Consider the following 14,046-nt stretch of genomic DNA (forward strand, 5'->3'; position numbering starts at 1 on the left):
AGGCTTCTGACCCTATGTCCGAACCCGATCGAACCGGGCGCTGGGCGATCGCGCTGCTGCTGAGCGTGGTTGTTTGGGGCCTCGCAGCTACTACCTACTGGCCATCCCGACTGACTCCGGCTAGCGTCCCGGTTTCTAGTCCGCAGGACCCGATGGCGCTGGGTGCATCAGCTTTTAGCCGTGGTGATTACGCAGATGCGCTAGCGGCCTTCGCGATCGCTGCCGATCAGACCCCGGATGCCCACCGGCAAGCCCGGGCCCACCACAACCGCTGTCTGACCTGGCTGGCGATCGCTGACTGGGCGGCTGCGATCAGGGACTGCACGACGGCGCTGGAACTCAATCCCCAGCTTTGGGATGCATACCTGAACCGTGGTTTGGCCTATCGCGGGCAACAAAACCGGGCCGCCGCCACCCAGGATTTTGAAACGGTGCTGCATCAACATCCCTTGGATGGACGCGCTTGGTATAACCACGGGCTGGTGATGGCTGAACAACAGCAGGGGCGCGAGGCGATTGAAGATTTCAACCGAGCCATTCTGCAATTCGGCCACGAATCACTCGATCGCCTCGCTCAGGTGTATTACGACCGGGCGATGACCTGGCTGGATCAGGGCGATCGGCCCCAAGCCCTAGCTGATCTCGATCGCAGTTTGCGCTACGGCCCTCAACAAGCCAATGGCTTTCATCTGCGCGGTTTGGTGCTACAAGCCCTGGGTCGTTCCACGGAAGCGATCGGCAGTTTTGACCGGGCGATCGCCCTGGCTCCCATGAACGGCCTGTCCTACATGGCCCGCAGTCAGCTTCACCAACAAATGCATTGCCATCAAGCGGCGATTCATGACTTGGAATGTGCTGTCCGTTGTTTCTATGACTGTGGCGATTGGGGGGCTTTGCAAACGGCCCTAACGGCTCTGCGCCAACTCCAGCAGAGCAGCTCCGTAGCGATCGGCTAAAGCTGCTAGTTAGACCGCCCGTTGCTTAGTTTGTTCACGCGCTGAATCATTGCGCTGAATGAATGCGTTGAGCTGTTGGGTGGGTCGTTAGTTGGGTTGTTTGCTGAGTTGTCCAGTTGTGCGCGCCTTACCCCGCCGTCCCCTTTGAGAAGGTTGGTCACCGGTTCACGATTTCCTCTGAATCCCCAAACTACCCTTCGCCTGCTATGCCACTGAAGTTATTTCGTTCTCCTGTTGCCTTGCGATCGGTTGGCTTAACTCTGGCGGTGACGCTCCTCAGCCCGATCTCCCAATCGATTTACCAGCCCGCCCGGGCCGATGGCAATCATCACCATCACCAATCCAGCCCCCCTGCCAGCCCTTCAGCCAGCCCGCACAGCCCTCACAATGGCAGCGGTCACGGCGGCGAGCATCAGCACGGTCGCTTTGATGTTCCTGCTGGTCAGCCAATTCCCACTGTCAGTCTTTCCGTATTGCCGGATCCCAAACAGGGTTGGAACCTGCAACTCACGGTTCAAAATTTCCGATTTGCCCCGGAGCAAATTAACCAACCCGGTGCTTGGAACCAAGGTCACGCGCACCTATACCTCAACGGGCGCAAACTCACCCGGCTCTACAGCAACTGGTATTACTTGGAATCTCTGCCGAGTGGCAGTAACCAAATCCAGGTGACCTTGAATACAAATGACCACAAGGATTTGTATGCCAATGGTCAACGGGTTGAAGCCCAAACGGTGGTTCAGGTTCCCTAGTAAATGGCTGGTTTGGAGACCATGAAAAGCAGGGTAGAGGGCTTTAAAAACAGGCTTCAAAACCAGTCAAAATAGCCCTGAAATTCTGTGACCAATTCAGAGTGGGAAGTGTTACATGGCGTTGCAACTGATGGCGTTGCATAACGTTCAATATCGATCGCGTCACACTCGAAACCACCGCGCCTCGTGATCTTTAGGATCAAAAGGAATGGGGTTGGTTTCGGGTTGATCGCTTCACACACCTCCAACCGGCCCCTCCCCATTCATGGAGACCAATGCGCTTGCGGGTTCCCGCTTTCTGGCCATAGACCGGGCGATCGAACCCGCATCCGAGAGCCATTCAGGTTCGTAGGAGGGCAGGGATGATGGATCGGATCATGCAACACCTCATGCAACACCAGCCGCCAATCAACACCGGGAAAGTTGGGGGTGAAGGAACCTGGCTGAGAAAAACCTGGCCGCGATCGAGCGCCATTGCTTTGTTGACGGGGTTGTTGGTGCTGATGCTGGCCCAGCGTGTGGCCAGCCAAACGCCACCGCTCCCCGAGGGCAAGGCCCAAGACCTGACGGTGGCGGGCGGTTTGGAGTGTGATCGCGCGGCCATTTTGCCCATGTTGGCGCAGCTTGAGTTGCCCTACAGTGAGCTAGCCACTTGCCAGCAATGGGTGGAATATGGGCTAGGGGGCCCCGAAGAAATCCCGCCAATCGTGGATCCAGGGGACGGCTTGGAAGTCTACTACGGGCCCGAAGGGGAATCCGTGTTGTTGCTGAGTGCTGGGGCCAAAACCGAGCAGCAGGCTCGCTATGCCCAAGGAATCAGCACCGAAGACAGCGGGCGATCGAACCTATGGCTATTTGGTCGCCAGGGCGATCGCACGCGGCCCAGCAGTTGGGCGGCCACCCAGTTGCGATCAAATCTGGGCCGCCAAGAACCCCTGAGCCAATTTGCCCCCGACGATGACCAAACGGCCCTGCGGTTGGAATGGTTTCTGGGCCGCCCCACGCCCTAGGTGCTTCTAGGGTTGATTGTCCATGACCCAATCGTCGGAACAAGGGGCTTCAGCCCCTTGTCGTTCACGATCTGCCACGATCTGTCGCAATCTGCCACGATCTGTCGCGATCTGCCACGATCTGCCAGCGGTGACGTGAGGGTTTTAGGCGAGTTTAATGATCAGCCCTACACCGTCGGTTCAAACCTCAAGGCCCGACCACGCACCGATTCATTAACCTGGCCGTTTTCATAGGCCACCTGGCCGCCCACGATCGTGTAAACCGGCCAACCCGTGAGATTCCAACCCTCAAAGGGACTCCAACCACATTTGGACAGCATTTCCTCCCGCAGCACCGGACGGTAGTTATCGAGATCCACCAACACCAAGTCCGCATCCAATCCGGGAGCGATCGCCCCCTTGTTGGGAATGCCAAACCCCTTCGCCACATTGGTTGACATCCACTGGGCCACCTGAGCCACCGTGCAGCGCCCCGCCGCCGCTTGGGTCAGCATCAGGGGCAAGGAGGTTTGCACCCCCGGCATTCCGCTGGGACTGTTGGGATAGGGTTGCGCCTTTTCTTCCAGGGTGTGAGGGGCGTGGTCAGTGGCAATGAAGTCAATGACTCCATCCAGCAGGGCTTGCCACAAAATTGCGCAATCTTCGGGCGATCGCAGGGGGGGATTCATTTGCGCAAAAGTGCCGATCGTTTCGTAAGCACTCACATCCAGCAGCAAATGTTGGGGGGTAACTTCACAGGTCACCCATTCGGGCTTGTCCTGACGCATCAGGTTCGCCTCATCACCCGTAGACATGTGCAAGATGTGCAGCCGCCGCCGATGCTTCCGCGCCAACTTGAGGGCCAGTTGTGTAGCCTCCAGCGCGGCTTGGTTGTCTTGAATTTGAGAATGGATGGCCGGATCGGTAATGCCCGCAAATTGCTCTCGGCGCTGACGAATCCGGTCTTGGTTTTCGGCATGGACAGCAATTAAGCGCCCATAGCCCGTTTGTCCCGGCTGTTGCCCCATCGCGAAAATTTGATCGAGGATTGGCTCCTCATCCACCAACAAGGGGCCATGCATAGACCCCATAAAGATCTTGATGCCGCAAACGGGGTTCGCCGTGATCAAATCCGGCAACCGATCGGCAGTCGCTCCAATGAAGAAGCCATAGTTGACCACGCACTTACTCGCCGCGCGATCGAGCTTGTCTTGCAGCGTGGCTTGAGTAGTGGTTAGGGGCTTGGTGTTCGGCATCTCCAAAAAGGAGGTAACACCGCCCTTGGCGCAGGCATGGCTGGCGGTTCGGAGATCCTCTTTATGCTCTAAGCCCGGTTCGCGGAAATGAACTTGGGGGTCGATCGCGCCCGGCAACAGAGTCAAACCCGTTGCATCAATTTCACGGGCGATCGGCCCAATTGTGTCGGGGGAAATTTCAGGAGCCACCTGCCGAATCTGATCGCCTTCAATCCACACATCGCCTTGCAGGAAGTCTCCGTCAGGCAACAGGATGCGAGCGTTCCGAATCAGCAGCGCAGGTCGATCGGTCATGGTTTTAACCCACTGAAGGAAGAGAGAACCAAGCGGCAGAAACCCGAGCTGGGAATCTTTCCAGCTTGGCATTGTCTCCGATTCCTCTCGATCTCTTGCAGGTGCTTCTTTAGATTTCCTGCAATCTCCCCGATCAGTGATCCCGTGGCACAGCTTCGGTGTGCCTATTAATCAGCCTAGTCAGCGCGGCGACGACGCAGCCCCAGAACTCCCATCACCCCCACCACCAACAACGCCCCGATCGATCCCGGCTCTGGCACTGACACCGGATCCGTGGGCTGTGTGGGTTGCGGCGTAGGCGTTGCGGAGGGGCTGGGGGTTGGGCTAGGGCCGGGTTCCGGAGTCACAGTGGGTTCGGGACTGGGTTCCGGAGTCGGCTCAGGAGTTGGTTCAGGACTGGGCTGAGGGGATGGCTCCGGAGTCTTGACCTGAGACAGACCGCCCACCGTCATGTTGTCAAAGGCAAAAACATCGCCTTGACCCGTTGACATGCTGAAGGAAACGCTACTGAAAGCCTCCTCCATGGTTTCCGCAATAATGCCAAAAAACAGCACAGAACCGTCCGTACTGCCCGACGAGCCGATCGTGTTATTAACCGTCACCTGTTTTGTGGTGGACGCGCCCGCCAAAGTCAGGGTTAATTGGCCACCAAAATCACCAATATCAACCCCATAAAACCCAAAAGCTCCTACCTGCTGACTGAAATTGATTGTGAAGCGCCCCCCAGCGTCCACTTCCCAAAATTGAGTCCCGGAAACGGCATAGCGACCCACGCCATTTGTCCAGCCCACGGGCACGCTTGAAATTCGACCATTTCCCGAGAGTGTTGCGGTTCCAGCTCCGGGAAATGACACATTCAGAAGATTGTTAGTACCGGTGATTTGACTTTCAAAGGTCTCAGTACCCACACCGGTCAAATTTGACAAAAAAGCGGCTTCCGCTGCCTGAGAGTTGGTGAGATTGGCAGCCGGAACCCAAGGATTTGAATTTAAATCTTCGCCTAAAAACATTCGATAGGCTTGGGCTGGTGCAGAAACTGCCAAGCAGGTGGCCACTGAAGAAGCGACAATCGCAGTCAAGCTCAGAGCCGTTTTAAGAAGCTTCATAGATCTATGGGGGGAATATCAAGATGAAGACAATTCAATGACTGTCACCCTGCATTGATTATATCGATAGATCCGGAGATAAATAAGCTTTGATGTATCAATTGAAACCTGAAAAACAGCCGCCAAATCAGGCGTTTTTGAGTCTATTTTTCACAAAATCTTTAATTCAATCAACTAAAAACCTTTTTTCAGACAATCCTTCATTTAATCTTTAATAAAAGCCTTTAATCGTTGCAAAAGCGGGGGCCAACAGACCAAGCAAGGGCGATTGCTCCCCCATTGAGTGGACAAAACCGCCATAGGAGATAGTGACGGTGATGGCGACTAAGGGCGATCGGGTGGGCTGGTGTCCAATGAAGGATGACTAGGCAGGGCGATCGCATTGCGATAAAGCTGCGTCAAGGTTCCTGTGAAATCAACGGATTTCAACTGAAACTGATCGGCGCGATCGGGACTGTAGGTAGTCAGCACCCAATCATCCCCCGTGCTGCGGCGAAAGCATTCAACGCGCTGGCAACTGGTGTTAATCAGGGCATATTCTTGGAGGCTTTCGATTTGCTGATAGTCAAAAAACTTGCTACCGCGATCGCGAACTTCCGTCGTATCTGACAGCACTTCAACAATTAAGGTTGGGAACTGTTTGGCGTAATTATTTTCAGGCGTAATGACCGTATCTCTGGGGTCACAAGTCACCAACAGATCCGGATAAAAATAGCGATTTTTGTGGACAATTTGCAGACGCATATCGGTCATATAGAGCCGACAGGATGGCGCAATATGCCCCAACAGTGCCGCAAACAGATTCCCCACGATCGCCACATGGGCATCGCTCGCCCCAGCCATCGCCACCAGATAGCCATCCCAATACTCATGCTTGGTGGGACTCACGGCTTCTAGGGCGAGGTAATCAGCAACGGAGAGGCGATCGGGCAGAGCAACCATCGGGGTGAGCAACGCTGCAAACTAAGGGAACTCAACCCCAGTCTAGCAAGGGCGATCGCTCCCCTATTGAGTGGACAAAACCGCAAGATTACTGGAGACTTTGGCGAAACTCACGAATGGTGCGGGCGCTGCCGATCGCCTGGGCCTTGGCGAGTTGAGCTGTCACAATCGCTGGTAGATCCAAATCGGGAAACAGCAAACCGCGATCGCGCGGTTGGTACTGTCCCGCATCTAGCACAAAAATCTTGAGCAAGCCATCAGCATAAATCCAGACCTCTGGCACTCCCAGGGCTGCATAGGCCGCGAGGGAGGTTTTGGAAGTTACATCGGCCTCAATCGCCAAGTCCGGCGGTGGGTATTGGTCTACATCCACCCGCCCTTGGCAGTCGCGCACGCGATCAGCATTGGCCACATAGAAACAGGTGTCGGGTTCCAAACCGGCCAGGTTCTCGCGCTCAAAACGGGTCGAGCCAAAATCTTCCCAGTCCAAATTGCGGGCATCGAGTAGGGCCGTCACGAGGTAGCCAATCAGCCGGTGGGGGCGCTCATGGCGAGCAAGGGGCGACACGATTTCAAGTTGTCCTTGGTAGTAGGTCAAGCGGGTGTGGCGATCGTCCCCCAGTTCGGCGGCAATCCGCTGGAAAGCTGCCCAGTCGAGATCGGCGATTGCGATCGCGCTGCCGGGCCGCAAAGTAATCCGATTGAGGGGAACAGTGACGACCATAGTATTGAACCCACTAAAGAACACCTGGGTTGGGCTGAGGTCGTGCAAATTCGCTGATAATGTTGGTGTCACAGAGCATCGTCTAAGACTACTCAAATGCACTGGGACGATCGCGCCGCTCAGGAATCTCCAGGGTATAGGCTTCTTCCTCGCACAAATGATGCAGATTCAGCAATTGTGTGGCCGCAGCAGGGGAAGTGACTAGGGGAGCTGACGGTGGTTCTGTTAATGGGTGATGTTGCCTGGTTAGGGGCAGTAGTGTTTTGAAGACACGCCACAACAACACTAGCCGATCGCGCCAGGACAGGTAGGAAATTTGGGCAGTGGCGCGATCGAGCTGGGTTAATGTCATGGTGGTTGAAGCTGTATCGTCTTTGTCCCTAGTCTAGCAAGGGCGATCGCTCCGTGATAGGTCACGACCATAGTGCTATAGTCGCCTTATCAAACTCGGATCACAGCCATGATCTTTAAGGCTGCTGATCATCGAAGTGCATGATGCTATTTTAGGGCGAATCAAATTCACGAAGAATTTCAAGGATTTCTTGCGAACTAATATCTGTACGATCGCTTTTGCTGTAAATCGTTAATAGAACAATTCGTCCTGCCAGTTCTGCGTAATAAATCAGACGATATCCAGCGCTTTTCCCCTTGTCAATATCACTGTTTTTAATTCGTACTTTGAAGATGTTAAGCGACATGCCTTGGAGGCGATCACCGGGACGTTTTCCCTGTTCTAGTTGATCCAGGATCGGCTGTAAGTCTTGGCGCAGACTTCGATAACGCTTAATCAGAGTGCGAACTTTTCGCGTGAAGGTGGGTGTAACCTCGATTGACATGGCTGGTTAATTGGCTTCGACGACCAGCCACATTTGTTCGATGGGGAATGTTTGTCCTGATCGCATTTCTTGAAGTGATTGTCGGAGATCGTCGGCGGGCGATCGATCCAATTCTGTTTCAACGTCGCTGAAAAGATCGTCACTGAGGAATTGCCACAGTTGCAGTCGATCGCTCCGATCCCAATGGGCGATCGCTTCTAAAAGAATCTCTAGGGAAATTTCCAGCGTTAACAGAGCCATAGGGTTGTCTCAGATCTTGCGGGAGCGATCGGCTGGTGATTCCCAGTCTAGCAAGGGCGATCGGGAAATTCTGCGTCAATAACTGGAGAACCGGGCAAAGCGATCGCGCGATTCTCCCAAGGGGATGACCACCTATCGGCGTTGATGGGCAAGGGCAAAAATATCGGCGGCAGTTAGGCTCAGATCAAAACCTGGCATGGGTAGGCGATCGCCCCCGGTGTAAATGTTCGGTAAATCATCGCCTGCCCAGACCCAAATTTGTTGGCGATCGAGGTCGATTAACCAGGCTGATTGAGTGCCATTTTGAAGGCAGTGCAAAATTTTGGTTTGTGGGGTCAAGGCGCTGTGGTCGGGCGATCGAATCTCGATTAACCAGTCCGGTGCGCCATGAAACGGCCCATCTTGCTCGGGGAGGCGATCGTGGGCGATTGCCACAATATCGGGTGCAGGCGAATAGGGCGGAATGATACAGCGCAATTCTTGGATTGCTTCAAAGGCTTCGCTGTGAGCATTCAGCCAATTCACCAAATTCCGTTGCAACCGCGAGTGAAACAAGGTGGGCATCGGCTTCTGGATTTTGCGCCCGTCAATGATCTTCCAAGCCGGAGATTCCTCCAGGTTCACGTGGGCCAGGAATGCTGCAAGGGTCTTTTTCTTTACGTGTTATAGCTGAACGTAGTTAGCAGGGTTTTGGTGCTGGCCGTTCAACTCTACTTGAAAGTGCAAGTGAACGCCCCTTGAGTTTCCTGTATTTCCTACCACCCCGATTTTTTCACCTCGAATAATATCCTGACCCACTTGGACAGTAATGGAATCAAGGTGCATGTACACGGTTGTTACACCATAGCCATGATCAATCTCGACCAAGTTACCGTAACCACCATTTTTAAAGCTTGCCCAGGTGACTTTTCCTGAAGCAGCTGCATAGGTATTAGGTTTGTCTCCGTAGGGAGGCGCCAAATCAATCCCCCAATGTGTTCCTGTTGCGTCATGTCCAGGAGTTCCATAAGCATTACTGATGCTGTAGGCAGTTTTGATTGGATTCTCAAAGACAACATAGGTTAACTGCCTTTCAACAGCTTCGAGGCGTTTCTGGACTTCAAGTAGTTTTTGTGGCTGTTGTGCCATCTCTTTCTGCAATTGAGCAACTTCATATTCCAATTGCTTAGATGGAGAAGCAGTGGAATTTGGGTAGGTAATAGGAGTGGAGTTCGGGTAAAAAGAGTAACCGAGTTGACTCGACGCAGCAGCTAATTTGCCTGGCAATGACTCAAGCACTGACTTTTCTTGCTGTAGAATCTCCCGATCTCTTAGTAACCTCTCTTTAGCTGTATTGAATGCTGCACCACCTTCTCCAGTGCGGGGTGTGCCACCTTTGCCGACCACTTCAACACCATTGTTGCTGCCACCAGTCCAGGTACCGCCAGCTCCACTGCTGCCCCCAGTCGGAGCGCCACTGCCTGCACCGGTTGTTTCTGTGGGAGCCGGGTTAACGGTCAAGTTGAAAGTGTTCGTTTCACTCCAAGCTTTGCCATCAAACGCACTGATTTGAACTGGGTAAGTACCAACAACTGCGCCGTAGATACGCATTTCATCCAGTTGGTTACCCCGAATCAAGAAAGTGCCCGCAGGTTGACCGGCCATATTCGGGCCTTCCATCTTGACCTTCGTTGGATCAAACTGAATCTTGTAGAGCTGAATTTCATCACCATCCGGATCAGAAATTTCGATCTCATGGCGATACTGTCCCAGCGTAAAACTCACCCCTTGCGGCAGCGTGAAATGAGGCACAGCGATCTTGGGCGGTTGATTCCTTGTCGGAATCTCATGGGGTTGATAAGCCTTCACGCTGTTGTCAGCCGGATCAAAGAATAGGTAGCCCCCTTCAAAGTCCGTCCGCCGCCCGTATAGCCAGTCATATTCCCGGCGAGTGGGGAACCCGAGCCACCCCGAAGAGCCATTATTCTGGCCATAGACCTGATTCAGACCAAACCACAACGGCACAGCCCCATAACGCCCCGAGTAATGAATCGAGCCGTTCTGATATTCCCGCCAAGAACCCGTCGTGCCTTGCGGTGAAGTCCCCGCAGGTCTGATATCGCTGGTCGGATCACCCAGGATGTTGTCATAACCAGAGGTCAGCGCCAACCCAGTCAGCCGCTTTTCCTCTTCTGTAACAGTGATGCGATCGCCGATCGGGAACAGCTTCAGGTCTTCATCAGGCACAACGCGCGCCAAATTCGAGGCATTACGCCCTGGACTTTCAAAGGGACGCAACTCTCCCTTCTCCAGGCGATAAACAATGCCGCTGTTCAACCCCTTGTACCGGGTCATCTCTTTATCAGCTGGACGCACATTCGTTTCAATTTGGAATAGTGTTTCCGGCGAGGTCAGCCGCGAACTAGCTCCCGGTTCTACCACCAAGTAATAATCACCACCCGGTAGAATCCGCCGGAATTCTTCCACGCTCTTGCCAGAGCGCACCATCGAATAGAACTCCTTAGTCACAGGATTCCATAGCTTTAAGTCGGCATCTTCAGACATACCTGCCAACTTGAAACTAATATCCCGTAAACCGGCCAGGGTGAACTTGTAGTAAACCGCTTGCCCAGATGCGCCACCAACTTTACCGACTGTACGATCCCAGAATCCGCCGCCAGTTTTGTTGTATTGATCACGATTGGGATCGTCGAACAAGTTGACCGCATTGGTCATGATCGTCGTCGCTTGCGGATCAATCAATGGCGTGGGCTTGTTGATGACCCGTTTGGTTGGATCAAATCCCTGACCCGCTGGATTGGTATACCAATATTGCCGATTACCCGGGCCCGGCTGCTCAACCAAATAGCCATTGCGGTAGTAGTGCATCACCACACCACTACTAGAGCGCACCGTTCCTAGGAAATTCCCTGCACCGGCTGGAACCAACCCCGTTCCTGGCAAATAAGTTGGCACAGGAGCCGGAGCCGGAACTGGAGCCGGAGTAGGCACAGGCGCAGGCGTTGGCACAGGGGTTGGAGTCGGAACTGGTGTTGGCGTTGGAACCGGTGCGGGAGCAGGTGTAGTTCCCCCCGATGGAGCCGGAACTGGTGTTGGCGTTGGAGTCGCTGGTGGCGTATAAGGGGCAGGCATTTCATTGAACTTAAATGCCTGTGTGAAGTAGCCGTTCCAGTACAAATACCCCCCATCAAAATCGGCACGCTTGCCACCATTCCACGCATATTCAGCTTTCTTGGGCAACCCTAAGAAGCTCTGGGCTTCACCCATCTCTTGATATTCACGGAACAGTTCTCCCCATAAGGTCACGGCTGTTCTAGGAGAACTCGGAGACCAATAAACCGCCCCCTTCTCAAATCGCCGTACTTTACCAGTGACTCGTGTTACTGAGGCAATGTCTACAGGGGAATAGCTTGTTGGCTTTCCTAAGGGAACTGGATAACCACCGCTCCATCCAAACTGATCGCCGAACCGCTCTAGCTCGTCGCTGATTGCGGCTTTCCACGGGCCAGACTTAATTGTGATCGAGCCATTAGCAACGGGCCATTCGGATGGCGTTACCACACCAGCTCCCGACCAGTCATCCGGTGCGAACAATGGCTCGGGTTTGTAGGCTTCTGGGGCAGTCATTTTGGCCAATGCTGCCGCTGCTGCTGGATTGACAATCCCATAGCCGCTGAGTTCGTCATAGCCAGGCGACTCGATATCTGTTGCCGTTTTGGTCAGTGCATCCTTGACTTGTAAATAGTTCAGATCAGGATTCGCCGCCCAAGCGATCGCCGCCGCCCCCGTCACTTGGGCCGCTGCCACTGATGAGCCAGCCATGATCCCGGCTCCCGCAGCAGTTAGCGAGAGCACTTGATCGCCAGTATTCCCGCCGATCGCACTAATCGTCAGCTTCTTGCCGCTGCTGGAATAATCGGTTTTAGCAGCCCCATCGGCGATCGCCACCGAGCGATCGATCTGTTCCGCCGCCGCCACCGAAATGATGTTGTCAAACTCCTGAGCCGCTTGGGCCAACACGGACATATCCCCCGTGCCGCTGTTGCCCGCCGCTACAACCAGGACGACACCCGCTTGGCGTGCCCGCTCGATCGCCACCCGCTCTTCGGGCGTGAACTCGTAGCGCGTCGAAATCGTCCCGTCAGCATTCTTTTGGGTCAGGTCAAAGCTCAGGTTCACCAACCCGCGCGTTTGACCCTTGCTCTTGATGTAGTCCACATAGTCCACCAAGGCCTTGGCCCAACTGCCCGACCCCACGGCCCGTGCTGCCCAAATCGGTGCATCGGGCGCGAGTCCGTCAATCCCTACGCCATTGTTGCGGAGCGCGGAGATCAGACCCAGGATGTGAGTGCCGTGTTCGTTGCCCTCACCGGGATTCAGCAACGGATCGGCATCGTTATCGATGTAGTCCTTGCCCCAGACAATTTTGCTGTAGTCCAGATCAGGGTTGCTGCGGGCAAATCCCGTGTCGATTACTCCAATGATCGGGAACTTGCTAGTGGGTGTGATGGCTGCCGCCGCTAGGTCTTCGATCGTTGGGTAAGTCCAGGGGAAGGTACCCAGCGGCGAAGTGACAGGCGTGGTGCTGGGAACTGGAGTGTTGAGGGCCGGGGATTCTGTGGTGGGTGGTGTTGGGCTGGGGGCTGGGGTTGGTGGGGTGGTTGTGCTACCGGATGGCTCGTTGCCCGTGGCGGGACTAGGGCTAGGACTCGGGGTGGGGGTGGGTTGCGATGGCTCAACGGTGACGTAAGGCAGGGCATCAGCTAACAACAGCTTGCCCGCTTCTTCCTTGCGCCAGTCTTTGTTGGGGTCGATGTATTGGTCGATCGAGGGGACAGAACCACTAAACCCGCGCAACCGCACAACGATATCGTTGTAGTCCCGATCGCTCCCTTGATCAAGGCGCAAATCCTCAAACACGTAGGTGTTGCCTCGGGTTGGGTCTGAACCCACCTCCACCAACTGCCCAGCTTGGAAGAGCTGATCCGGGTTGGCGGTGGCCATGGAATAAAGCGGACGGCGCGATCCCACCGCCTGTGCTGCGCCCGTGGCAATGTCCGCCAGTGCGCCATCGGGAATCAGGATCAAGCCATATTTGGCCCCGGGAGTGATGCTGAAGGTTTTGACTCCGTTGAAGGGGCCTTGGTTGAAGTTGTCTTCGTGATTCAGTTTGCCGCCGAACTTTGCGCCTTCGGTGCGATCGTCAATCAGCAGGTGACCGCTGGGGGAGTTGGTGGTGGCGCGGCGGGCGGCTTCTCGGTGGAAGGCATCGCCCGTGAATTGCTCCATTCCTTCCAGGGAAAAAATGCCTAACTGAGTATTGCTATAGCCGCCACCATCCCATTGAAATTCAACGCTGGCCGTTGCGCTCAGGGCCGTGAAAGCGCCGGAGGTGAACTGAATGCCGGGGGACGTGGGGGTGGTGGGTGAGCTGGTCGGGGCGGGCGTTGGCTCGATCGCCCCAGTGCTGCCGTCCGGTGTGGTGGATGAGTCATCCAGTGGGTCACCGGTCAAGGGGTCGATTGGTGGGGTTGTTCCGCCCAGTCCGCCATCGCCGGTTGGCGTGGATGTGCCGTTGCCCAGTGCGGGGTTACGGCGCACGTTTTGGGTGCGGCCGGCTGGAATCGTGGCTTGTGGGTCGGAACCTAAGATGGGATCCGTGAGGCTACCGGTTTGTAATTGCTGGATTTGTTCCAACCGCTCGCTGGCGGAAAGGCCATTGGCCAAGAGGGGTGGCAACAGTCGGCTGAGGTCGATCGCTGGCTGTGAATTTGGCACAACACCGAAAGGATTGGGTTCTGCAAACTCAGACAAACCGAAGATAGAGTCCGACATGATGATGCCACCGAGCAAGAGTAGACGTGCGACCTAACTGAAATCAACTTAAGTGATCAAAAAGTTAAATCACAAGACTTATAAACAAAAACTGTCGAGATCAAAAACTGGATTAA

12 protein-coding genes are annotated in these 14,046 nt (G+C 54.8%); 3 read left to right on the forward strand and 9 right to left on the reverse strand.

Going from position 1 to position 14,046, the window contains the following annotated elements; all coding sequences use genetic code 11:
• Positions 1–14: 14 nt before the first annotated feature.
• The 3 genes from H6G52_RS01250 to H6G52_RS01260 all read left to right on the forward strand — a co-directional run bounded on the left by H6G52_RS01250 (position 15) and on the right by H6G52_RS01260 (position 2,718).
• A complete protein-coding gene (locus H6G52_RS01250; protein ID WP_190525901.1) occupies positions 15–956 on the forward strand; it encodes a tetratricopeptide repeat protein in 942 nt (313 codons plus the stop codon).
• Between the two features lie 206 nt (positions 957–1,162).
• Complete coding sequence (locus H6G52_RS01255) at positions 1,163–1,708, forward strand: hypothetical protein (RefSeq protein WP_190525903.1); 546 nt, start codon at positions 1,163–1,165, stop codon at positions 1,706–1,708.
• 362 nt (positions 1,709–2,070) lie between these two features.
• Complete coding sequence (locus tag H6G52_RS01260) at positions 2,071–2,718, forward strand: hypothetical protein (RefSeq protein WP_190525904.1); 648 nt, start codon at positions 2,071–2,073, stop codon at positions 2,716–2,718.
• Between the two features lie 167 nt (positions 2,719–2,885).
• Here H6G52_RS01260 and H6G52_RS01265 read toward each other — a convergent pair whose 3' ends face one another.
• From H6G52_RS01265 to H6G52_RS01305, 9 genes are all read right to left on the reverse strand, one after another.
• The gene (locus tag H6G52_RS01265; RefSeq protein WP_190525905.1) at positions 2,886–4,247 is read right to left on the reverse strand and encodes a dihydroorotase; all 1,362 of its coding nucleotides are present in this window, start codon (positions 4,245–4,247) and stop codon (positions 2,886–2,888) included.
• Between the two features lie 176 nt (positions 4,248–4,423).
• Positions 4,424–5,353 (reverse strand): PEP-CTERM sorting domain-containing protein, encoded by a 930-nt coding sequence (locus H6G52_RS01270; RefSeq protein ID WP_199312087.1) that lies wholly within the window; start codon positions 5,351–5,353, stop codon positions 4,424–4,426.
• A gap of 324 nt (positions 5,354–5,677) precedes the next feature.
• Entirely contained in the window at positions 5,678–6,295 is a 618-nt protein-coding gene (locus tag H6G52_RS01275; protein ID WP_190525906.1) for a Uma2 family endonuclease, read from the reverse strand.
• Between the two features lie 88 nt (positions 6,296–6,383).
• Positions 6,384–7,019 (reverse strand): Uma2 family endonuclease, encoded by a 636-nt coding sequence (locus H6G52_RS01280; RefSeq protein ID WP_190525908.1) that lies wholly within the window; start codon positions 7,017–7,019, stop codon positions 6,384–6,386.
• Positions 7,020–7,107: 88 nt separating this feature from the next.
• On the reverse strand, positions 7,108–7,371 hold the full coding sequence (locus tag H6G52_RS01285) for a hypothetical protein (RefSeq protein ID WP_190525909.1): 264 nt from the start codon (positions 7,369–7,371) through the stop codon (positions 7,108–7,110).
• A gap of 151 nt (positions 7,372–7,522) precedes the next feature.
• The gene (locus H6G52_RS01290; RefSeq protein WP_190525910.1) at positions 7,523–7,855 is read right to left on the reverse strand and encodes a type II toxin-antitoxin system RelE/ParE family toxin; all 333 of its coding nucleotides are present in this window, start codon (positions 7,853–7,855) and stop codon (positions 7,523–7,525) included.
• Between the two features lie 6 nt (positions 7,856–7,861).
• A complete protein-coding gene (locus tag H6G52_RS01295) occupies positions 7,862–8,095 on the reverse strand; it encodes a hypothetical protein (RefSeq protein ID WP_190525911.1) in 234 nt (77 codons plus the stop codon).
• Positions 8,096–8,227: 132 nt separating this feature from the next.
• Complete coding sequence (locus H6G52_RS01300; RefSeq protein WP_370567650.1) at positions 8,228–8,719, reverse strand: Uma2 family endonuclease; 492 nt, start codon at positions 8,717–8,719, stop codon at positions 8,228–8,230.
• Positions 8,720–8,758: 39 nt separating this feature from the next.
• Entirely contained in the window at positions 8,759–13,930 is a 5,172-nt protein-coding gene (locus tag H6G52_RS01305) for a S8 family serine peptidase (RefSeq protein ID WP_190525913.1), read from the reverse strand.
• Between the last annotated feature and the right edge of the window lie 116 nt (positions 13,931–14,046).

It is taken from the genome of Limnothrix sp. FACHB-881 (assembly GCF_014698135.1).
Taxonomy (GTDB): Bacteria; Cyanobacteriota; Cyanobacteriia; order CACIAM-69d; family CACIAM-69d; genus CACIAM-69d.